The sequence below is a fragment of the Arthrobacter sp. TRD_SC_6 genome, from assembly GCF_055361185.1.
This window is the reverse complement of sequence record NZ_CM143953.1, coordinates 215557-237140: the sequence shown is the minus strand read 5'-3', so window position 1 is coordinate 237140 and position 21584 is coordinate 215557. Positions and strand designations below refer to the sequence as shown.

The following is a 21584-nucleotide window of genomic DNA, read 5'->3' as shown; positions in this document are numbered from 1 at the left end:
GGATTCCGGGATGGAACCCAGCTATTTCCGCTGAGTCGATGTGGGGGCGTTACCGCTCCTCAATGCCCCACGGCGAGTTGTAACCGTCCGGGGACGCGAGCAGTTCGAGGAACGGACGGCTGTCGAAAGCTTCCGGACCGAGGACGCCGGTGCCCTTCCAGGTGCCGTTGGCCAAGAGTTCGAGTGCCACAAGGGGGTTCACTGCGGTCTGCCACACCACGGCCTGGGAGTTGTATTCGCGCATCGACCACTCGTTGTCGACAACGTGGTAGATGTACACCCTCCGGGGGTTGCCGGACTTGTCCAACCCGGTGACATAGAGGCCCGCGCAGGTTTTGCCCTTCATGCGGTCACCCAGGCTCGCGGGATCCGGCAGTACAGCGGCCACAACATCGCGCGGGGCAACCGAAGCACCCTTCACATTCAGAGGTTTCGTTGAGTCGAGGCCGAGCTTGTTCAGGGTCCTCAGCACGCCGATGAATTCGTCCCCCAGCCCGTACTTGAAGGTGACCTTCTTCGCGGAGGTCCAGCGGGGCATGAGGACAACTTCCTCGTGCTCAACGTTGACGCACTCCACCGGGCCGATGCCCTCGGGAAAGTCGAACACCTCGGGCTCACTGAACGGCTCTGTGGTGTACCAGCCGCGGTCCTTCTCGAAGATCAGCGGCGGGTTCAGGCATTCCTCGATGGTGGTCCAGATGGAAAACGACGGAGCGAAAGCAGGCTCCCCATCGGGTCCCTCAACGGTGAGGTTGGCGCCGTCGCGCACGCCGAGCTCATCGATCTCGGAGAACAGTTCGTCCTCCGCATACCGTGCAAAGACGTCAGACAGGCCAGGCTCGACGCCGATACCCACCAAAGCCAGCTGGCCCGCGTCGGCCCACTTGCCGGCATCGGCGAACTGCTCGTCCCCGAGCATCACGCCGGGTAATTCGAACGGCTGTTCCGGGTGGCGGGTGGACAGGCTCATCGCCATGTCCAGGTAGGTGGCTCCCGCGTCGAAGCAGCCGTTGAAAATCGGCATCACGAAGCGCGGGTCCACCGCGTTGAGCACGTGGGTGATCTGGTGCTCGCGGATCACAGCGGCAACCGCTTCCGGGGAGGAGGCATCGACCTGCGCGGCGACCAGCCGGGAATCGGAGAGGGAGGCTATCAGCGCTTCCGGACGGGCGGCGTCGTAATCTGCCACCACCATCAGGTCGAAGAAGGACCGCCGCACGGCTATCCGAGCCGCGGCCGAGCCCACTCCACCGGCGCCAATAATGAGGATTCGCATGTTGTTTCTTTCCTTGTTGGTAATTTTCTTATCGGACTCGATGGGGTGGTGAACGTCAGGAGAGCCCGCCGTCGATGGACCTCTTGTAGACGTCGGGGGCATCGGGGACCAGCACCGGCGTCGCTTCGTTCAGGCTTTCGCCGCGGAAGAACTCGCGGGACCCGGAGGAGAACCGCCAAGCCAGCATCAGCACCAGGCCCAAAGCCAGCGAGCCGATGCCCACAACGAAGGTCCCGCCGATGCCGAAGAGGACGCTGTAGCCGTATTCGACGTCGAGCATGTCTATCGCCGACTTGATGAACGCAGCGGTGAGCATCAGCGCACCCAGCAGCGGCAGCAGGAACTTGTAGAAGAAGTTGTGGCGGGATGCGAAGAGCTCGCGGCGGAAGTACCAGACGCAGGCGTAGCCGGTAATCGCGTAGTAGAAGGCGATGGCGAGCCCGAGCGACAGGATGGAGTCGGCAAGGATGTTCTCGCTGATCATGGTCATCACCACGTAGTAGGCGATCGACGCGAGGCCCATCACCAGGGTGGAGAACGACGGCGTCTTGTAACGCGGGTGCACCACGCTGAACCTGCGGGGGAGGGCTTTGTAGACGGCCATCGACAGGGTTCCGCGGGCGGTGGGGAGGATGGTGGTCTGGGTCGAGGACACGGCGGAAACCAGTACAGCGACCACGAGCAGCCAGGCCCACGGGCCGAGTATCGCGTCCTTGAGGGCGAAGAAGACGTCGTCGGCTCCTTCTTCGTTGGCGAGGCCCAGTCCCGTGTCGCCGACGCCGGCGTACATCATCACGGCGATCGTCACGCCAACGTAGGTGAACAGCAGGATGAGGGTGGTGATGACGGCGGCGCGTCCGGGAATGCGGCGCGCGTCCTTGGTCTCCTCATTGAGCGCCAGGCACGTGTCCCACCCCCAGTAGATGAACAGGGCCAGCAGGATGGACTCGGTGAAGCCTTCCACGCTGCCGAAAGCGAAGGGGTTGAACCAGTCGGCCGACGGCGGTGTCGGGGTTTCCGCGGTTCCGTTGAAGAAGGCGACGACGGCGAGGACCGCAAAGAGCGCCAGCGCCACGTACTGGATGGCCAGGAGGAAATTCTGCAGCTTCTCGCCGATTTCCACGCCACGGTAGCTGACGTAGGTCATAAGGGCGATGAAGACGACGCCGGTTCCGGTCACCAGGGCGGTGTTCTCCGCAAGCGCGCCGTCCCCGATCAGGAGCCAGAAGTAGAGGCCGGCGATCTGCGCGAGGTTGGCCAGGACGACGATGCCGGCTACGGCGACGCCCCAGCCCGCCATCCAGCCGACCCATGGGCCGAATGCCTTGGTGCCCCAGGTGAAAGCGGTGCCGCAATCGGGCACGTCGCGGTTGAGTTCCCGGTAGGCGAAGGCGATGAAAAGCATGGGGATGAACGCGAGGATGAAGGCGATGGGAGCCTGGGCGCCAACGGCCAGGACGACGAATCCGAGGGTGGCGGCAAGAGAGTAGACCGGCGCAGTGGATGCGAGACCGATGACTACTGAACCGAAGACTCCCAGCGTCCCTGCTGCGAGTCCCTTGCCTTCCGAGTTGGTGGCTGGTGGTCCGCTATGGACCGATGTCTCACTCAAATGAATCACTCCCAGTGGCATGCGTGGACGGTTGGTGAATGTTGTGTGGATCACTATACCGACTGGTCGGTTTTTTCAAAACTACGTAAACTCAACGTATGGGCCACGCACCAACCACTCTGCAGCGTTTGATCGACGCGTACGAGGACATCCTGATCAACGAGGGCGAACGCAGCGCCACCCTCGACGCAATTGCAGTGCGCGCAGGCGTCTCCAAAGGCGGGTTGACCTACCACTTCAAGTCCAAGGATGAGCTGGCCCAGGCTCTTTTCCAACGGCTCCGCGACCTCGTGGAAGCGGACCTCGCCGTGATGCGTGCCGAGCCGGAACGCGCGGCGGACTACTACATCAAGAGCTCGCTGGAGATCGCCAGTCCTCTGGAGCGCTGCAACATGGCGGTCACGCGGCTGGCCCAGGGCTCGCACCCGGAAGCCAACGAGCTCCTGGCCGAGTGCAGAACGCAGTGGTACACGGTGCTGATGGACGCCGTCGGGAACGAAGACATGGTGCACCTCGTGATGCTTTTGGGAGACGGGATCTACTTCAATGCGTCGCTCACAGGTACTGGAGCCATGCCTGAGGAGACTGATCCCCGCACCATTGACCGCATCATCACGCTGATCGGCACCATCAAGTACTAGTGGGCCGCCTTGCGGGCGCGCTCGCCAGCGAACTACGGTGAAGTCAAACCCAACTGACCAGGAGTTCCCGCATGGAAGTACCCTCAATCGTCTGGATCCTGACCATCGCCGGGATCGTCGGGCTGCTCCTTTTCGACTTCTTCTTCCATGTTCGCAAGGCCCATACGCCGTCGTTGAAGGAAGCCAGCATCTGGTCGGCAATCTACGTGGGCATCGCGATCTTGTTCGGTCTGGGTGTGTTGATCTTCTCGGGGCCCACTTATGGCCAGGAGTACTTCGCCGGATACATCACGGAGAAGGCGCTCTCCGTCGACAACCTGTTTGTCTTCCTCATCATCATGACTACGTTCAAGGTGCCGCGGGCCGACCAGCAGAAGGTGCTCCTGTTCGGCATCGTATTTTCGTTGATCGCCCGCACAGGATTCATCCTTCTTGGCGCGGCCCTGATCAACTCGTTTGCCTGGGTCTTCTACATCTTCGGTTTGATCCTGCTCATCACGGCCGGCAACATCCTGAAGCCGAAGCACATCCAGGAGGAAGAAAGCTTCATCATCCGCATGGCGCGCAAGTTCCTGCCGGCCACCGAACATTACGACGGCGACAAGCTCTTCACCGTGGAGAACGGCAAGAAGGTCCTCACGCCCATGCTCCTGGTGATGATTGCCATCGGCGCCACGGACATCCTCTTTGCACTTGACTCGATTCCGGCGATCTTCGGCCTGACCCAGGAAGTCTTCATTGTCTTCACTGCAACGGCGTTCTCGCTGATGGGCCTGCGCCAGCTGTACTTCCTGATCGACGGGCTGCTTGACCGGTTGATCTACCTCTCCTACGGCCTCGCCGCGATTCTCGGCTTCATCGGGGTCAAGCTCATCCTGCACGCGCTGCACGAGAACAACCTGCCGTTCATCAACGACGGCCAGCCCGTCAACGTCGTGGAAATTGAAACCGGTCCCTCGCTCCTGGTGATCCTCGGCGTGCTGGTGGTCACGGTCCTCGCTTCCCTGCTCAGCCCCAAGGGCAAGGCCAAGAACCTGGTCTCAGGCGCCCGCCGCCACGCGACCGAGTACCTCGACCTCAACTACGAGACCAACATTGTCGAGCGCGAGAACATCTACAACAAGCTGCGCCGCGAAGAGGAAATGCTCAAGAAGCAGCCCGAGAAGTACAAGCGGTTGATCCGCAACGAGACCGAGTTCATGGCGCTCATCAAGCAGGCGCATGAGCAGCACGAGGCCGCACTCGACCGCGCGCCTAACCGCTGACAACCGACAGCAAACGACGACGGCGACGCCCGGGAAAGCCGGATGTCGCCGTCGTCATTTTGTTGGTGCTGAGGTGGGAACTTAGGCCGCAGCGTCAGCATGGAGCGGTGCTGCTGGGTGGATCTGCCAGATCACGTACTCGTCGGTGTGGAGGATGGCGCGGCGGCCGTCGGCGTCGTCTCGGATCCAGACGACGCCCAGGCCGGGCGCGGTGTCCTCGACCCGGCCGCGGTAGTGGACCTCGTTGCGGCGGTGGGCTTCGACGAGGTCGCCCCGGCGCAGTGTGCCAAGGGCTCGGACGCGGCTGATTTCGGTGGCGTTGACAAGGGACTCAGGCATTGGGGCTATGGACGAGAGTAGAGACATGTGGTGCTCCTCGGTACTGGGCGGAATGGGCGCTTCCGCCGGTACCTCCAAGCTTTCCGTCCGTGTGTTGCAATCCGGTTTCGGCCGCGTTATTTTCGCGAAGCAACTTTATTGCCACGGGATACGCATCTTCTTCCGGCCAAGGAATAGGAAGCCCCAGAGGGGCGCTTGCATTTGGTATGACCGCTCACGCCAAGATTTACGCGCTGCACGAGAATCCCGAATGGTTTCCACCCTTCGCACGAGCCTTTGAGCGGGAGGGCCTGGAATTCGAGGAGTTGCTGCTGACTGATGGTGTGCTGGACCTTGACGCCACGCCGCCGGAGGGGATCTTCTGGTCGCGCATCAGCGCCTCCGCGCATACCCGCGACCACAACCTGTCGAAGGACTACGCCCGTGCGGTCCTGTCCTGGTTGGAGGCTCATGGCCGCAGGACCATCAATGGCAGGCGCGTACTGGAGTTCGAGATGAGTAAGGTGGACCAGCTCACTGCGTTGAAGGCGGCCGGGATCGATACTCCGCACACGGTGGCGGCGATTGGGCGCCACCGGATTCTCGAAGCCGCGAAGGATTTCCCCACGCCGTTCATCACCAAGCACAACCAGGGCGGCAAGGGGCTGGGCGTGCGGAAGTTCGAGAGCCATGAGGAGTTGGCGGAGTACGTGGGTTCGGACGAATTCGAGGAGCCACAGGACGGCATCACCCTGATTCAGGAGTTCATCCACGCTGCCGAACCCGTCATCACCCGCGTGGAGATCGTGGGCGGCGAGTTCATCTACGCGATTCAGGCTGACACGGCTCGCGGCGGATTCCAGCTCTGCCCGGCTGATGCCTGCGCCATCGACCCCACCACGGGCAAGCCGATCATGCCGCCCGGGGCAACCATCGAGCCTGAAGCCGACCAGCAGCTCTTCAGCCTGCGGAAGGATTTCGCCCACCCGATCATTGAGAAGTACGTCGAGTTCGCGCGCCGGAACAACATTGAGGTGTGCGGGATCGAATTCATGGAAACGGCTGACGGACGCATCCTCACCTACGACGTGAACACGAACACCAACTACAACGCCGTCGTTGAGGCGGAAGCTCCCCGCTCGGCGCCCAGCGCGCTCGCGAAGTACCTGGCCGGGGTCGCAGCGGTTCAGGAGCGGGCAAACCAGGAGGAGCACCATGACGACGAATGAAAGCACAGGAACAACAGCGGGTGCCAGGCCTCCGGCTCTGGTGGTCGGAGCTACCGGCATCGCTGGATCAGCCCTGGTGGACACATTGACACGCGAGGGCTGGGACGTCCTTGCCTTGTCCCGCAATCCCGGGGCGGAGCGTCCGAGTGTTCGGTGGCTCTCGGCGGACCTGACTTCCGCTGCGTCGCTGGCCTCCGTGCTCGGTCCGGAGAATCCCTCGCTCGTCTTCTTCACTGCGTGGTCGCGGCGCGACACCGAGGAGGAGAACATTGCCGTCAACGCCGGCATGGTTCGGGACCTGCTCGCTGCGCTTCGTGGCAAGGACGTAGCCCACGTTGCCCTGATGACCGGCCTGAAGCATTACCTCGGGCCGTTCGAGGCGTACGCGGCAGGGGAGATGGCCGACACGCCTTTCCACGAGGAGGAGCCGCGTCTCCCGGCTCCGAACTTCTACTACGCGCAGGAGGATGAGCTCTGGGCTGCGGCGGCTGGTCAGGGATTCACCTGGTCCGTGCACCGGGCGCATACGGTGATCGGGCATGCGGTGGGCAACGCCATGAACATCGGGCTCACCCTCGCCGCCCACGCCACTCTGTGCAGGGAGAGCGGGGAGCCGTTCGTCTTTCCGGGATCCGAGACGCAGTGGAACGGGCTGACCGATATGACTGAGGCTGGCCTGCTCGCCGAGCACATGCTCTGGGCTGCCACCACGCCTCAGGCAGCTGATCAGGCCTTCAACATTGTCAACGGGGACGTGTTCCGCTGGCGTTGGATGTGGCCAAAGCTCGCGGCCTACTTCGGTGTGGAGTGGGAGGGCTACGAGGAAGCGCCCCGGCCTCTCTCGCAGTCCATGGCAGGGCGTGAGGACCAGTGGAGGGAACTTGCCCAGCGCCATAACCTCACCGAGCCGGAATTGGATCGCGTGGCGTCCTGGTGGCATACGGACGGCGACCTTGGGCGCAACATCGAGGTGCTGACAGACATGGGCAAGAGCCGGGATGCCGGATTCACCGGTTACCGGCGGACACTGGACGCATTCATCGCGCTTTTTGATCGTTACCGGACGGACAACCTCATACCGTGAACGGGAATCTGAAGGCGCTTGCAGGCCACCAAGCGCCCTTATAGTGTCGGAAGTTCCAGGTGACCCCTAACGAATGGAGCTAAAGCAATGCCGCTGGTGACCAAGAAGGGGAAGATCAAGACCAAGAAGCTTCCAGGCACGTTGCAGCGCTCGGGCAGGAAGGCGCAAAAGACGTATGCCAAGGCGCTCGACGCCGCTGAGAAGCAGTACGGCGAGGGCGAACGCGCCCATCGCACTGCGATCAGCGCGCTCAAGCACACGCACGAGAAGATCGGCGACCGCTGGGAGAAGAAGGACCGGAAGGGTCCCTCCGACGAGCAAGCCGAGGGCGGCGGCAAAACTCCAAAGAAGAAGCAGAAAACAGCTGGCGGCGTGGACGCAAATGCAACGAAGCGGCACCTCTACGACGTCGCGAAACGGCTTGAGGTTCCCGGCCGCTCCACGATGGACAAGCAGCAACTGGTCGAGGCGATCCAGAAGGCGAACGACAGGGAAACCCGAAAGGCGCGGGCCTGAACCATTACGCAACATAAACATTTCCTATTTCCTTGGGAACATAGGCTAGCCTAACTTTCGTAGCCGTCATCGACGGTCCGTCCACAGCCTTCACGAAAGTCAGGAGCCCTCATGGCCCCCACACGCCTGCGCAGTATTCGCGGTATCACAGCCGCAGCAGCCATCGCCGTTCTGTCCCTTTCCGCCTGCTCCACCGGCCCTGCAGGCGGGGGCTCCGAAGCGGTCGGAGCCAATGAGGAGGGTTCCACGGACGCCTTCCCGGTGACCATCGAGCACGTCTATGGCGAGACCGTCCTCGAGGAGAAGCCCGAACGCGTAGCGACCGTGTCCTGGGTCAACGCCGATGTGAGCCTGGCTCTCGGCGTCGTTCCCGTTGGCATGCCGCTTGACGAATACGGACAGAATGAGAATGGCTCCACCCCGTGGAAGGACACCAAGCTCGAGGAACTCGGTGCGGCTATCGGCACGGAAAACGCGCCGGTCCAGTACTCGGAGGCAAGCGGTATAGCGTTCGACGAGATCGCAGCCACGAACCCCGACGTCATCCTCGCTGCCTACTCCGGCATCACCGAAGAGGACTACAAAACGCTGAGCGAAATCGCCCCGGTCGTGGCGTACCCCGAAATGGCCTTCGGAACTGCCTGGCAGGACTCCACCCGCATCATCGGTGACGCCCTTGGGCTCTCCGAAGAAGCCGAGCAACTCGTCACCAAGACCGAGGAATCCATACAGACGGCCGCCGCCGAGTACCCGGCCCTGGAGGGCAAGAGCTTCATCTTCGGGAACCTCGATCCGAAGGGGGCCGAGCCCGTCGGCATCTACACGGCCGGCGATAACCGGCCTCGCTTCCTTACCGAGCTCGGCATGGTTCAGGCTGAGGTTGTCGCCGAGAACGAGGACGCCGCTGCAGGCTCCTTCTACTTCCCGTGGTCACCGGAGCGCACGGACGAACTTGTTTCCGACGTCTTCGTCACCTGGGTGGCCGATGAAGCGGTCGCTGAATCCATCGCCGGAGATCCGCTGTTGGGCCAGATCCCCGCAGTGGAAACAGGCGCATTGGTCGCTGATTCCGACAGCACCCGCACCCTGTCACTCTCCGCGATCAACCCGCTGAGCATCCCCTGGGCGCTGGAGGAGTGGCTGCCGATGCTCAATGAGGCTGCCGTTGCGGCCGAGTAACGAAACGAAACGACGACGGCGGCGCGCCCTGATCTGAGCGCAGCGGCCGGCACGTTGCCTTTGACGCCCCAATGCACTGGAATAGTAAGCGGACTTGTCATTCGACCTATGGAGGCGTCATGGAACAGCTCGAAATGGAACAGCTGCAGTCGGCTACGGCCTGGGACGTTCACGGCGAGAAGCTGGGCAACGTCTCGCAGGTACACCTTGACGGAGCCTCAGGCCAGCCAGCCTGGATAACCGTCGGGCTGGGGCTGTTGAACTCGCGTGAGAACTTCATCCCGCTGACCGGCGCCCGTCTGGATGGTGAAAGCCTCTTTGTTTCGGTCAGCAAGGACCAGATCAAGGGATCACCGGACTTCAAGGCCGAGCACGGGCTGACTGCCGAGAACGAGGAAGAGCTAAGGGCCTACTACAAAGAGGCCTGACACACAGGAAGGCCGGGACGAGGTGACTCGTCCCGGCCTTTTCCATGTCCTCAGTCCTAGGAGAACAACCCGGCGATGTAACCGACGAAGAACAGCAGTCCCAGCAACACGAAGATTCCTATGACCGTCAGCCAGATTCGTGAGGCGGCCTTGCCCGGCCCGCCCTCGTCGTGGCCCTGGGGCGCGCCGATGCTCGACTCACCGGGCGGCGTCTCGCCAGGGGGCACACCGCCGCCAGGTTCAAGCCCGGTGATCTTGTCCTCTTCCGGGTCAGGATTCTGTCCGCTCATGGCTGCTCCTGGCTATTGCTCTGCCCGGCCCCATTTTCCTGCCTGGCGGACTCGCGAGGCGTCCACGAGAGAGTGATGTCCGCGCCGTGCTCGGTCTCGGTCACACAAAGGTGGAGGTCTTCGCCGTACAGGTTCTCGTGCTCGACGACGTCGCCGGCTTTGTGTGCCATTTCCACCAAGCGGCTGATCGCCACGGCCATGGCACGGCCCCAGTCATGCGGGTGCTTGCTGTCCGATTCCTCGGTTGTCGAGTACTTCTTCTCCGCGTTGCCCATATCAACTCCTCATCGCCCGCACCGGCAGGGATGCGGCCTGGCGCCGTCGACCCCTGCCCATCTGAATAGATTCATAAGCAAGCTTTGTAGTGATCCTGATCCCACAGTAGCAGTCAGCTCACCAGGAGTCTTTTGCTCCGCCCTGCGTGACACCCCGCAGGTGACTACGCGCAGCGTGGCCGATGATCGAGCCGTACGTGGGGTACGCATACTTCACCCGCGCGAGGGTTGCGACGTCGGTGCCTGCGGCCATCGCCGACGCCACCGCCTGAATCACCTCCACGGCATTTTCGCCGACGGCGTGCGCTCCGAGAATCAGCTCACGGTGCCGGTCAGTGACAAGTTTGAGGAAGCCCTGCTCTCGGTCGTCGATGATGGGCCGCTCAACCGAAGCATAGGGAACGACGACGACGGCACACTGCGCATCCCGCTCCCTCGCCTGCGCCTCGGTCAGCCCTACCCCGGCGTAGTCCGGGTCGGTGAAGCCGCCCTCGGGCAACAGGTGGTGCGGTGTGGTGCGGTGGGCACCGAGGACCGCGTTCTCAGCCGCCGTTTCACCCTCGAAGACCGCCGCCTGGACCAGCATGGACGTTCCGTTCGCATCCCCGGCAACAAAAATGTGGGGCACGTTGGAGCGGAGGTAGCCGTCTACGGGAATGGAAGTCCGGCCAGTCTCAACACCAGCGGATTCCAACCCCAGCCCCTCAAGGTTGGCCGGCCAACCAGCTGCCATTACGACGGCGCCCACCCTCGCCGACTGCGCAGAATCGGCCCCGCTGACGGTGCCGTGCCAGCGGATCTCAAGGCCGCCGTCGTCGTGCCTGTCGATACCGTCCACGCCTCCGATACCCGTCTCCACGGACACGCCGCGCGTGCGGAAGCCATCTGTGACGGTGGCGGAGACGTCGTGGTCCTCGGTCATGAGAATCCGCGGTGCGAGGTCGAGCAGGGTGACGCTGGAGCCGAGCGCGTCGAAGATGGTGGCCAGTTGGGCGCCGGTGTGACCCCCGCCGATGATGGCGATGGCGTCGGGAAGGTCAGGGAGGTCGAGCACCTCGTGTGGGAGGACGGCGTGTTCGGCACCAGGGATTGGCAGGCGGCGTGCGCTGCCGCCGACGCACAGGATGACGGATTCCGCGGTGATCATCCGGCCATCGACGGTGAGCTCGTGCGGTCCGGTGAAAGTTGCGTCCCCGCGGAGGAGGGCGATGTCCAGGCGCTGCATGACGTCGTCGTACGCCTTCGCTTCGAGCACGCGGTCCACGGTCGCGCGGACGCGCCGGACCAACTGCGGCCAGTCAACCCGCGGCTCCTGCACCACGATCCCGTAGTCCTGTGCCGTACGCACTTCCCGGTAGAGCCGCGCGGTCTTGGCGAGGACGCGCGTGGGCACGCAGCCCGAGTTCACGCAGGTACCGCCGAGGCGGGCGCGTTCGACGACGGCGGTGCGCGCACCCAGCTCGGCTGCGCGGGTTGCGGCGGCCATGCCTGCAGGTCCGGCACCGATCACGATCACGTCAAAGTCCACAATTCCTCCAGTTTTTGTCGCCTACTTGCTGCCTAATCGCCTTCCGGACAGCAACTAGGCGACAAAAAGTTCTAGGTTGACGGAACGCCCTGGATCCGGTTTTCCCGGAAAGCGTCCACAAACAGCGCATGATCGGCACGGACTGACTTGGCGTAGTCCAGCGAGAACTCGATGATGTCATCCATGAATTCCTCGCGCTGCCCGCCGATCACCTGCATGATGGCCCGCTCTGTCTGGAAGTCCACGAGGTCCTGCTCACTGTCCTGATCCGACTCACAGTGGACCTTCGCCGTCGCGCGGCCCAGATCGACAAGGACCGGCTCGATTTCGTCCGGTTCGGTGAGTTCGTCCCAGCGCAGATCGGCCTTGTAGGGGGAGAGCTCCTCCACGACGAAACCAACGCCATCCACAGTGGTGTACCCGAGGAACGTATCGGTGTGGACCTGGAGCGCCCGCTGGCTGATGACGGTGCGGTGGCCGTCATGCTCGAAGTACGAGCGCACGTTCTCGTCCGTGACAATGCGGCTCGGTGCGGCGACGTTGCCCTGCTTCATCGAGATGATGATGTCGTTTTCCAGGGCCTCGTTGTAGCCCTCGATGAGCACGTTGTACGCGGGAAGCCCGGCACTGCCGATCCCGAAACCCATGCTTCCCACAATGTCCTTCACCCGGTAGAACACTTCGCGGGTGGCGCGCTTGTCCTCCGGGATGGTGCCGAGATAATCCTCGAATGCAGCCATCACCATGTCGTACTCGGCTTCGTCCAGTCGGCGGGTCTTGCCGTTGTCCTGGAAGCGGCGCTCGTGGTCCTCGACCAGGGTCCTCGCGTCCAACAGTTCGGTGCGCCGGGCAGCCCGGGCGGCCAGCAGCACCGCGTGGATTGTCCCCGAGGTGTTGCCCAGGTGCAACCCGAAGTCGTCCTGGCCCTCGTCGTCGTAATGTTTCACCTGGTCCAGGTACGCGGAAAGGTACGTCCGCGCGAGGCCCCGTACCGCTTCCTCCGGGAGGGCCTTCTGCCAGCACATCAGCGCCAGCGAGGTGGTGAACCGGCGGAGGTCCCAGGAGAAGTGACCGAGGTAGGCCTCATCGAAATCATTGATGTCGAACGTGAGTTCGCCGGTGCTGCTCATGTAGGTTCCGAAGTTCTCGGCGTGGAGATCGCCGTGGATCCAGACACGGTTGGTCTGCTCATCCGCCCAGTTGTCCTTCAGATCGCGCATATCGGCGTAGAAGAGGCACGCACTTCCCCGGTAGAACGCGAACGGATCGGCGGCCATCTTGCGGAACTTGGTACGGAAACCGTGTGCGTCGGCGTCCATGAGCGGTTTGAAGGCCTCGACCAGCGTGTCGGCGATCAACTGCTGGCGGTCTGCGTTGTCTACCATTTCGCCAGTCTAGTGAACGACGACGGCGACCTGCCGCCGTCGTCGTTCACTCACCACTACTGTCCGGTGGGCAGCAGCACCGGGTCAGGCAGGTAGACCTGCCCGCCGGCTGCGCGGAACTCCTCCGACTTCGCTGCCATTCCGGCGATGGCTGCTTGCTCCTCGCTGTTCCCGAACTGGTCGCGGATGTCCTGCGAGATCCGCATCGAGCAGAACTTCGGACCGCACATGGAGCAGAAGTGGGCGGTCTTGGCGGGCTCGGCGGGCAGGGTCTCGTCGTGGAACTCCTCAGCGGTTTCCGGGTCCAGCGACAGGGCGAACTGGTCCCGCCAGCGGAACTCGAACCGCGCCTTCGACAGGGCATCGTCGCGCTCCTGTGCGCCCGGGTGGCCCTTGGCAAGGTCCGCGGCGTGGGCGGCGATCTTGTAGGTGATGACGCCGGTCTTCACGTCGTCGCGGTTGGGCAGGCCCAGGTGCTCCTTGGGTGTGACGTAGCAGAGCATCGCGGTGCCGTACCGGGCGATTTCCGTGGCGCCGATCGCGGAAGTGATGTGGTCGTAGCCGGGTGCGACGTCGGTGACCAGCGGGCCAAGCGTATAAAAGGGAGCGCCGTCGCATAGTTCCTGCTGCCGCTCGACGTTCTCACGCACGAGGTGGAACGGGATGTGGCCGGGGCCCTCGACCATCACCTGGACGTCGTACTTCCAGGCCCGCTTTGTCAGCTCGGCGAGGGTGTCGAGCTCAGCGAACTGCGCGGCGTCGTTCGCATCGGCGATGGACCCGGGCCGCAGCCCGTCACCCAGGGAGAAGGCGACATCGTATCGCGCGAAAATTTCGCAGAGCTCGTCGAAGTGGGTGTAGAGGAAGTTCTCCCGGTGGTGGGCCAGGCACCAGCCGGCCATGATCGACCCGCCGCGGGACACGATCCCGGTGACGCGCTGTGCAGTAAGCGGAATGTAGCGCAGCAGCACGCCGGCGTGGATGGTCATGTAGTCCACGCCCTGCTCGCACTGCTCGATGACGGTGTCGCGGAAGATTTCCCAGGTGAGCGCGTTCGCTTCGCCGTTGACCTTCTCCAGTGCCTGGTAAATGGGGACGGTCCCGATCGGTACGGGGGAGTTGCGGATGATCCATTCGCGGGTGGTGTGAATGTCATCACCCGTGGAGAGGTCCATGACTGTGTCGGCGCCCCATTGGGTGGCCCACTGCATTTTGCTGACTTCTTCGGCGATGGAACTGGTGACTGCCGAGTTGCCGATGTTCGCGTTGATCTTCACGAGGAACGCCTTGCCGATGATCATCGGCTCGGATTCCGGGTGGTTGATGTTGTTCGGAATGATGGCCCTGCCGGCGGCCAGTTCGGACCGCACCAGTTCGACGTCGCAGTTCTCCCGCATTGCGACGAACCGCATCTCCTCGGTGATAACGCCCCGGCGTGCGTAGTGCATCTGGGTGATCCGCTTCCCCGGCCGGGCGAGCATCGGAGGTCGGCGGGCACCCTGCCACTCCGCGGACGCACGGCCCCGGCGCATCGCGGATTTGCCATCGTCGAGCAGGTTACGTTCCCGCCCCCCATAATTCTCGGCGTCGTTCCGTCCATTGATCCAAGGCGTCCGTAGGGGTGTGAGACCGACAAGCGGATCACTGCCCGGGCCTGCCGTGCGGTAAACGCGAAGCGGCGAATTCGTTTCACCGTTCGGTGAATTGGCGAGGGCAATCTCCATCACCGGAACGGCAAGGGCGTGCTCCTGGTCGTAGACATGGGACAACGAATGTGAATCTAGTGCGCTCAAAGGACTCCTACTTCCTTCGCCGGCATTACCCGGACAGGTTCAACGGTCGCAGGCAGCATCAGCCTGATCTCAGCCCCTGCAATGGGGCACCCGTGTGGATGGGAAAACCCTAGCAGGCGTAAGCTCGAAGCATGATTGCAACGGCGGGTCTTGACGCGCGGCCCAAGGTTCTGCCGGTAGTTTCCGCGGCTTTGGTGTCGGTTTCGGGCTTCACCATGTTTGCGCTGGAGCAGCGGCTCATCGGGTACATGGTGCTGGTTGCAGCATTGGTTGTCGCCTACTTCGCCGGTCGTGCGATGTTGAAGGATTTCTCGCTGTTGGCGATCGGCCTGACCATCATTAGCGCCGTCCCCATCACCACCGACATCAGCTTCAGCCACATGCTGATCATGGGTACGGCCATGATCCTCGCCGTGGCAGTGCCGTATCTCCTGTCGCGGTTCGTGTACAAGGACCACGCAATCAGGTTCCCGGTCCTCACCGGGCAGAAGTGGACCCGGACGGAGCGCTGGTACCTGCTCGCCGTCGTCGTCATCGGATACTTCCTGCTGCCGGTCTACATGATCCCGACCGGCGTATACGAAAACTGGCCCGCAGCCTCAGACGCCGACACGATCGCCCGGTTGTTCCTCGGCACCAACGTCCTGGGCATCTGGGATGAGCTGTTCTTCATCTGTACGGCGTTCACGCTGCTGCGGCGCCACCTCCCTGACTGGCAGGCCAACCTCCTCCAGGCTGTGCTGTTCACGTCATTCCTGTGGGAGCTCGGATTCCACGCGTGGGGGCCATTCCTCATTTACCCGTTCGCGCTGATCCAGGCGTGGATCTTCTCGAAGACCAAGTCGCTGAGCTACATCGTGAGCGTGCATCTGCTCTTCGACTTCGTGCTGTTCCTGGTGCTGCTGCACGCGCACAACCGGGAATGGTTCGCGATCTTCCTGTACTGACTTACCCCCCCGGTACGGGGGCAAGCGGGCCTACCGGTTCGAAGGCCAGGAGCGTGTCCACCAGGTGGGGCACGAACCCCTCCGCCACATCAAGCACTACGCGGCAGTGCGCGCCGGCCTGTTCGGGATAGCCGAGGTGCTGCCCGCGTAGGTCACATACCGTCTGCCCACGGCCCGGACCAGAGCCGGCGTCGACCTCCACGCGCACCACCGGCGCCGTGCCAACAGCCACACCGCCGACGGCGATCGCCGCCGCCAGGGGATCGTGCATGGCGCAGCACCGGCGCCCGAAGATGCCCTCATAGAAACCGTTGTAGTGCGCAAGCATTTCGCCCAGTGACCGCGCCAATGGTGAATCAGCACCCAGCAACTGGGCTGCGTGTTCCTCCTCCAGGACGTTGGACATCGTGACGTCGAGCGGAACCAGTGTGATGTTCCATGGCGCGGCAAGCACCTCCTGAGCTGCTTCCGGATCGTTGTAGATGTTCGCCTCGGCTACCGGGCTGATATTTCCCGGGACCAGTGCGGCGCCACCCATGATCGTTACTTCAGCAACCAGTTCCGGCAGCCGGGGATCCATCCGCAGGGCCTCGGCGAGGTTGGTCAGCGGTCCAACGGCAAGCACCCGGAGGTCTCCGGCATGCTCGTGTGCAAGGCGAACCAGCATCTCGGCGGCGCTCTCAGCGACCACCGACAGGCCGGAATCGGGCAGATAAACCCCGCCAACGCCGTCGAGCCCGTGAACGTGCGGTGCGCCCCCGGCAAACTCGCCAGCCTGCGGATTGTGGGCACCCACCGCGACTGGTACCTCCGGCTTGCCGGCGAGCTGAAGCAACTTCAAGGTGTTTTCGGCGCCCACGGCCGCGGAGACGTTGCCGCTGACTGTCCCGATGCCGCGGAGGTCAGCTGGTCCGGCGAGCAGGTAGGCGAGGGCGAGTGCGTCATCGATGCCCGTATCGCAGTCGAGGTAGAGGGGCGCGGTCATGGCTGCCCTTTCGGGGAATCTTCGCCTGGCGCGGGCACGAGGAGGCTTACCAGGAATGCCGCGGCCGTGACACCCACGGAAATCCAGAGGGCGACGGCGTAGCCTCCCTGTGTGGCGAGCCCGGCGAACGGCGCCACGAGTGCGACGCCGAGACTTGCACCTGTGCCGAATGAAGCCCCGTTGAGTCCGGGAAGGGAGCCAGGCGCATCTTTCGGGGAGAGCAGGACGGACAGGCCGTTGATTGCCGTCAGGAAGAAGCCGTTGTAGAAAATGCCGAGGGCAGCAACGGCGGCGAGAACAGCCCATTGGTTGTCAGCGAAGAGGGCCGCCGCAACGGCGCAGGCCAGGCTCATTGCCGTCCCGATCCGCAGGGTCTTGATCCATCCGGTCCTGCTGGTGAGCCAACCTGCGAGCGGCGCGGCGAACACGCCAATCAATGCCGCGGGAGTGAGGAACAGCAGCGCCGACAGGGAGGCTGTCAGTCCGAAGCCGTTCTCGGAGTCCTGACTGAGCAGCACCACGGTGAAGTTCATGATGGCGAAGATGCCTGTCAGGGTGAGCACTGTGGTGGCAATGACGGTCCACACGTTCCTCGACCGGAGGTGGTGCACCGAGATCAGCGGTGAGCTGCGGCGCTTCTCAAGCGCACAAAATGCGGCGAAGGCGGCGATGGTTGCAATGCCGAGCAGGAGTGTCTGCCACGAGATCCAACCCGCGGAGGAACCCGTCGTCACGAAGTAACTCAGGCATACAAGGAACACCGACAGCGCCCCGGCTCCCCACCAGTCCATTCGGCCGGCGGGCCCCTCCGAAGTAGCGGGCCGGCCCGCGGGCACCACCGTCAGGATGCATGCGGAAGCAATTGCGGTCAGGCCGAGGATCACCAGGAAGATGGACCGGAAACCGAACTGCTCAGTCATGAGCCCGCCGACGTACCCGTCGAAGCCCGCGACGCCGCCGTTGACGGCAGCAAGGATACCCACGGAGGTGCCGAACATCCGCGCATCGAGATTCTCACGGAGCACGATGTAGGCGAGCGCGAAGATTGCACTCGAGACACCCTGCAGGAAGCGTCCAACGATCAGCAGCGGCAGCGTCGGTGCAATCAGGCACAGCACCGTGCCGACGGCCATGACGCCAAGTACCAGCAGCAGGGCTTTCCGGCGTCCGAGGAAGTCACTCCACCGGCCCATGATGGGGCCGGAGATGGCTCCAGCCAGGAAGAACATCGACTGCACTTGTGCGACGGCGGCGGGATCGGCGTCGAAATCCGCGCCGATCTGGGGGAGTGCGGGCGTCACCATGCTCGCGTTGAGCTGGAAGGAGAGTACGCCGAGGAGCAGGGTAGTGATGAGGATGGCTGGCTTCGGGGCAATCCTTGAGGATGGTGCAGCCTCGGCTGGTGCGGGCGGCGACGTAGGTGTGAGCACAACAAACTCCTTTGTTTCGAACGGGGTGCATCACTCTGAATAGGTTGTTATACAACCATGTATGACGTGCAAGTACAACGTGACGTCGGATTCGCGGTAACATTTTCAGCACCTACTGACGAACTGGGATGCCGATGACCTCTCTCCTTGCCGGTCGCCTCACTGCCGGGCCAGGCTTGCCCCTGCGCGTTGCCGCCTACTCGCGCATCGCCGAGGCGATCCGGACCGGGAAGCTCCGACCGGACTCGATGCTGCCCACTGAGGCGGAACTCGGTACGGCAATGGAGGTCAGCAGGACGGTCATTCGGGAAGCGCTCATGCTGCTCGAGGAAGACGGGCTGGTCCGCGCCAAGCGGGGTGTGGGGCGGTTTGTCTGCGAGACCTTGCCACGCCTCGGAATCGAGCATCTGCAGCCGTTCGAGGAGCTCTTTGCTGCGCCCGGCCGTGAGCTGACCCTGAAGCGGATCCAGGAAGTGCGGCAGCCGGCGTCGGAATTCATCGCGCCCGGGATCGGCGTGGCGCCGGAGGAGGAATGTGTCCTCTGGGAGACGGTCATCCTTCGGGATGGCGAGGAGATCGCACACCTGCAGGAGCACATAGCCCCGCACCACGTGCTGCCGGAGGGTCAGGAACCCAGCGTGAGCACGATGTTCACCGCGCTCAAGGCCAGTCTCGGACCTGAGCTGGGCCCGGGTCACTGTGAGATCGGCGTGACCGTGGTGGGGCCGAGCCGTGCCAGATTGCTTGCCCTCCGCCCGTCCGACGGCGTCATGGTCCTCACCCAGTACGTGCGGCGTGCCGGCGCACCTTTCTATCTGGCCAAGTGCCTGGTTCCCGCCCGCGCCGGCCAGCTTTCCGTCCGTCAGTCCTGACCCCCTCTATGAACCAAGGAACGCCCATGTTGCACCCCCTTACCGTGCTCGGCAGCATCAACGTCGACGTCATCGCCACCGCCGAGCGGCTGCCCACCGCCGGTGAGACCATCGGCGGCGGCAAGCTGACAGAGCAGCCCGGCGGCAAAGGTGCCAACCAGGCCGTCGCCACGGCGCGCCTCAGTGGGTCCGCGCAGCTCCTCGGGGCAGTAGGGGACGACGACGCCGGCACGCGCATGCTCGAGTCCCTCGCTTCCGCGGGTGTGGACACAGCGCTGGTTGCGCGCCGTAGCGGCCCTACCGGCACGGCGCTGATCGTGGTCGACGCTGCAGGGGAGAACCAGATCGTCGTCTGCCCCGGCGCTAATAGCGAGGTGACTCTCGAAGGAGTGCAGTTCTCCGAGGCTCAGGTGCTGCTCTGCCAACTTGAGGTGGGCCTCGACGTCGTCGTTGAAGCGGCAAATCGGCACCCCGGTTACTTTGTGCTGAACGCAGCGCCGGCGCAGTCCCTGCCGCAGGAACTGATTGACCGCTGTGATCTGGTCATTGTCAACGAGACCGAGTACCAGCTCATCCCGGAACTCGCGCACGCCAAGCTAGTGGCAGTGACGTACGGCGCGGATGGTTCAGCGCTGTACCGGGAGGGTTCCCTGGTGGCCCGCGCGCCGGGCCGGAAGGCGAAGGTGGTCAACACGATCGGTGCCGGGGACGCGTTCTGCGCAGCGCTGGTGCTGGCACTGCAGGAAGGATTGCCCGATGAGCAGGCGCTCGCCGTCGCAAATGAAGTAGGCGCCGACGCCGTCGGCCAGCTCTCCTCGCAGCCCGAGTTGTCGCCGTTGAAGCGCTACGTCGAGGCGGTCGCTTGAGCGCGCTGCTCGACACAAAGCTCGTGGTCCGGCCCGCCCGGAAGGAAGATTACGACGTCGTCCGCCGCATCACGCTGGACGCCTACCTGGGCGCCGGGCACGTCGACGAGGCACATCCATACCTGCGCATCCTCGGGGACGTCGAACGTCGCGCAGCATTCGCGCAGGTGTGGCTGGCGGAGACAGACGGTGCCGTCACGGGTGCGGTGATGCTGACCGCTGCCGGGGAACCCTATACCGAGGTGGCGCGGGAGCGGGAGCTGGAATTCCGGATGCTCGCGGTGGATCCCGCCACGCAGGGCCGTGGCATCGGCAGGGCGATGGTCGAGTGGATCCTGAGCCACGCCCGCACGCTCGACGGGATAGACGCCGTCGTTCTCACCAGTGCGTCCTACATGGTGCAGGCGCACCGGCTGTACGAATCGCTCGGGTTCGGGCGGATCCCGGAGCGCGACTGGAGCTTCGACGGAACCGAGAAGAACCTCTGGGTCTTTCGCCGCACCCTCGATGCGAAAGCAGGGGTCAGCGCCCGGGACGCAGGCTCGGCGAACCCTGCACCCCGGCACCGCCAGCCATCCCATCGATGACCTCGCGCATCGCCGCAACCGAAGACCGCGTCGGCTCCCAACCCAGCAGCGTCCGCGCGCGGTCGGTGTTCATCAACGGCGCTCCAGCGGCCATATCGATCCACCCCGGATCGGTCGCCTGCAGGTGCATCGACCAGGAAGCGGCGACGACGGCGCGCAGCACCGACACTGGGATGTCCAGCACGCGCTTCGCTCCGAGCAGCCCGCCGACCAGCGCAGGGGTCAGCACCGGCTCGGCCGCAATGTTGAACGCTCCCGACGCCCGCTGGTCAATGATCCGCCAGTAGGCATCGGCCATATCGGCCGCGTGGACGGCCTGGAAGACCAGTTGCGACGGAATCGGCAGTACTGGAACCTTCAGCTTGTTCAGGATCGACTTGGGCACCAGCGGTCCGAGGAAGTACCGCCCAATCTCCTCACCGGCGTCGGCCTGGAAAATCAGACCCGGCCGGACGCGCGCCACGGGAATCTCCGGGTAGTCGCGTTCGAAGGCATCAAGTAAGTCCTCCTGCACAGCCTTGTGGCGACTGTAGTGCGAGGTGGCGATCCCGCCGGTCGGCCAGTCCTCCGTTACCACCTTGCCCTTCGGCGCCGCACTGTAGGCCCCCACGGAGGAGGCACACACGAAGTGCCGCACACCGGCGTCGGCCGCTGCCCGCAGCGCGTTCTCGGTGCCGGTCACGTTGGTGCGGTGCATCGCGTCCTCGTCGCGGTTCGGCTGGATGGCCCACGCGAGGTGCACGACGGCGTCCGCTCCCTCGAGCGCGGAGGTGAGGGCCTCGCGCCCCTCGTCTGTGCCGACGTCGGCCGTGTGCCACTGCACCCCCGCGTACGGCGGGTGATCCGGGGACGGACGACGGCGGGAAATGCCCACCAGTTCGATCGCCGGGTTTTCCTCCCGTGCCTGCTGGAGACGCCGCAACACCGCGGTCCCGACGTTGCCGGTTGCTCCGATGACAGCTATGCGCATTAGGGATCCTTCGGTCGACTGGCAAGGCTGAGGTGGAAATGAGCCTTCGAAAACCACACTAAAGGCTCGACCTCTGATTGCAATAGTAAGTATCCTTATGGTTCGGTT

22 protein-coding genes and 1 riboswitch are annotated in these 21584 nt (G+C 63.8%); of the genes, 11 read left to right on the top strand and 11 right to left on the bottom strand.

Annotation, left to right across the window (positions count from 1 at the left end):
- Positions 1-49: 49 nt before the first annotated feature.
- Both ACWA1U_RS01155 and ACWA1U_RS01150 read right to left on the bottom strand, forming a co-directional pair.
- The gene (locus ACWA1U_RS01155; RefSeq protein ID WP_463723515.1) at positions 50-1276 is read right to left on the bottom strand and encodes a saccharopine dehydrogenase family protein; all 1227 of its coding nucleotides are present in this window, start codon (positions 1274-1276) and stop codon (positions 50-52) included.
- 55 nt (positions 1277-1331) lie between these two features.
- Positions 1332-2888: an APC family permease gene (locus ACWA1U_RS01150; RefSeq protein ID WP_463723514.1), complete on the bottom strand. Its 1557-nt coding sequence runs from the start codon at positions 2886-2888 to the stop codon at positions 1332-1334.
- A gap of 98 nt (positions 2889-2986) precedes the next feature.
- Between ACWA1U_RS01150 and ACWA1U_RS01145 the strand changes: the two genes are divergently transcribed.
- Positions 2987-3529: a TetR/AcrR family transcriptional regulator gene (locus ACWA1U_RS01145; RefSeq protein ID WP_463723513.1), complete on the top strand. Its 543-nt coding sequence runs from the start codon at positions 2987-2989 to the stop codon at positions 3527-3529.
- A gap of 71 nt (positions 3530-3600) precedes the next feature.
- Positions 3601-4794 (top strand): TerC family protein, encoded by a 1194-nt coding sequence (locus ACWA1U_RS01140; RefSeq protein WP_463723512.1) that lies wholly within the window; start codon positions 3601-3603, stop codon positions 4792-4794.
- Between the two features lie 81 nt (positions 4795-4875).
- Here the strand turns inward: ACWA1U_RS01140 and ACWA1U_RS01135 are convergent, their stop codons facing one another.
- Positions 4876-5160, bottom strand: a complete 285-nt coding sequence (locus tag ACWA1U_RS01135; protein WP_463723511.1) for a hypothetical protein — start codon at positions 5158-5160, stop codon at positions 4876-4878.
- Between the two features lie 179 nt (positions 5161-5339).
- Between ACWA1U_RS01135 and ACWA1U_RS01130 the strand changes: the two genes are divergently transcribed.
- The 5 genes from ACWA1U_RS01130 to ACWA1U_RS01110 all read left to right on the top strand — a co-directional run bounded on the left by ACWA1U_RS01130 (position 5340) and on the right by ACWA1U_RS01110 (position 9548).
- Positions 5340-6341: an ATP-grasp domain-containing protein gene (locus ACWA1U_RS01130; protein WP_463723510.1), complete on the top strand. Its 1002-nt coding sequence runs from the start codon at positions 5340-5342 to the stop codon at positions 6339-6341.
- The gene (locus ACWA1U_RS01125) at positions 6328-7425 is read left to right on the top strand and encodes an SDR family oxidoreductase (RefSeq protein WP_463723509.1); all 1098 of its coding nucleotides are present in this window, start codon (positions 6328-6330) and stop codon (positions 7423-7425) included. The genes ACWA1U_RS01130 and ACWA1U_RS01125 overlap by 14 nt, the downstream gene beginning before the upstream one ends.
- 87 nt (positions 7426-7512) lie before the next feature.
- Positions 7513-7941: a ChaB family protein gene (locus ACWA1U_RS01120; RefSeq protein ID WP_463723508.1), complete on the top strand. Its 429-nt coding sequence runs from the start codon at positions 7513-7515 to the stop codon at positions 7939-7941.
- Between the two features lie 111 nt (positions 7942-8052).
- The gene (locus tag ACWA1U_RS01115) at positions 8053-9120 is read left to right on the top strand and encodes an ABC transporter substrate-binding protein (protein WP_463723507.1); all 1068 of its coding nucleotides are present in this window, start codon (positions 8053-8055) and stop codon (positions 9118-9120) included.
- 119 nt (positions 9121-9239) lie between these two features.
- A complete protein-coding gene (locus tag ACWA1U_RS01110) occupies positions 9240-9548 on the top strand; it encodes a PRC-barrel domain-containing protein (protein ID WP_463723506.1) in 309 nt (102 codons plus the stop codon).
- Between the two features lie 56 nt (positions 9549-9604).
- On the opposite strand, the gene ACWA1U_RS01105 is transcribed toward ACWA1U_RS01110, so the two are convergent.
- From ACWA1U_RS01105 to thiC, 5 genes are all read right to left on the bottom strand, one after another.
- Positions 9605-9838 (bottom strand): DUF6480 family protein, encoded by a 234-nt coding sequence (locus tag ACWA1U_RS01105; RefSeq protein WP_463723505.1) that lies wholly within the window; start codon positions 9836-9838, stop codon positions 9605-9607.
- Positions 9835-10113: a hypothetical protein gene (locus ACWA1U_RS01100; RefSeq protein WP_463723504.1), complete on the bottom strand. Its 279-nt coding sequence runs from the start codon at positions 10111-10113 to the stop codon at positions 9835-9837. Before ACWA1U_RS01100 ends, ACWA1U_RS01105 begins: the two co-directional genes overlap by 4 nt.
- Positions 10114-10231: 118 nt before the next feature.
- Positions 10232-11641, bottom strand: a complete 1410-nt coding sequence (locus tag ACWA1U_RS01095) for a dihydrolipoyl dehydrogenase family protein (protein WP_463723503.1) — start codon at positions 11639-11641, stop codon at positions 10232-10234.
- 71 nt (positions 11642-11712) lie between these two features.
- Positions 11713-13026: a DUF2252 domain-containing protein gene (locus tag ACWA1U_RS01090; protein ID WP_463723502.1), complete on the bottom strand. Its 1314-nt coding sequence runs from the start codon at positions 13024-13026 to the stop codon at positions 11713-11715.
- Between the two features lie 56 nt (positions 13027-13082).
- Entirely contained in the window at positions 13083-14750 is a 1668-nt protein-coding gene (thiC, locus tag ACWA1U_RS01085) for a phosphomethylpyrimidine synthase ThiC (protein WP_463724923.1), read from the bottom strand.
- Positions 14751-14813: 63 nt separating this feature from the next.
- Positions 14814-14923: riboswitch (TPP riboswitch) on the bottom strand.
- Between the two features lie 27 nt (positions 14924-14950).
- On the opposite strand from thiC, the gene ACWA1U_RS01080 reads away from it, so the two are divergent.
- The gene (locus ACWA1U_RS01080; RefSeq protein WP_463723501.1) at positions 14951-15766 is read left to right on the top strand and encodes a CPBP family glutamic-type intramembrane protease; all 816 of its coding nucleotides are present in this window, start codon (positions 14951-14953) and stop codon (positions 15764-15766) included.
- 1 nt (position 15767) lies between these two features.
- On the opposite strand, the gene ACWA1U_RS01075 is transcribed toward ACWA1U_RS01080, so the two are convergent.
- Together ACWA1U_RS01075 and ACWA1U_RS01070 are read right to left on the bottom strand one after the other, a co-directional pair.
- Positions 15768-16751: a nucleoside hydrolase gene (locus tag ACWA1U_RS01075; protein ID WP_463723500.1), complete on the bottom strand. Its 984-nt coding sequence runs from the start codon at positions 16749-16751 to the stop codon at positions 15768-15770.
- A complete protein-coding gene (locus tag ACWA1U_RS01070; protein WP_463723499.1) occupies positions 16748-18181 on the bottom strand; it encodes an MFS transporter in 1434 nt (477 codons plus the stop codon). Before ACWA1U_RS01070 ends, ACWA1U_RS01075 begins: the two co-directional genes overlap by 4 nt.
- A 134-nt stretch (positions 18182-18315) precedes the next feature.
- Between ACWA1U_RS01070 and ACWA1U_RS01065 the strand changes: the two genes are divergently transcribed.
- From ACWA1U_RS01065 to ACWA1U_RS01055, 3 genes are read left to right on the top strand one after another with little or no spacing between them, the layout of a single operon-like run.
- Entirely contained in the window at positions 18316-19053 is a 738-nt protein-coding gene (locus tag ACWA1U_RS01065) for a GntR family transcriptional regulator (protein WP_463723498.1), read from the top strand.
- 26 nt (positions 19054-19079) lie between these two features.
- Positions 19080-19919, top strand: a complete 840-nt coding sequence (locus tag ACWA1U_RS01060) for a ribokinase (protein ID WP_463723497.1) — start codon at positions 19080-19082, stop codon at positions 19917-19919.
- Positions 19916-20506, top strand: a complete 591-nt coding sequence (locus tag ACWA1U_RS01055) for a GNAT family N-acetyltransferase (RefSeq protein ID WP_463723496.1) — start codon at positions 19916-19918, stop codon at positions 20504-20506. Before ACWA1U_RS01060 ends, ACWA1U_RS01055 begins: the two co-directional genes overlap by 4 nt.
- Here the strand turns inward: ACWA1U_RS01055 and ACWA1U_RS01050 are convergent.
- A complete protein-coding gene (locus tag ACWA1U_RS01050) occupies positions 20442-21476 on the bottom strand; it encodes an NAD-dependent epimerase/dehydratase family protein (RefSeq protein WP_463723495.1) in 1035 nt (344 codons plus the stop codon). The two genes, ACWA1U_RS01055 and ACWA1U_RS01050, sit on opposite strands and share 65 nt — an antisense overlap.
- Positions 21477-21584: the final 108 nt, after the last annotated feature.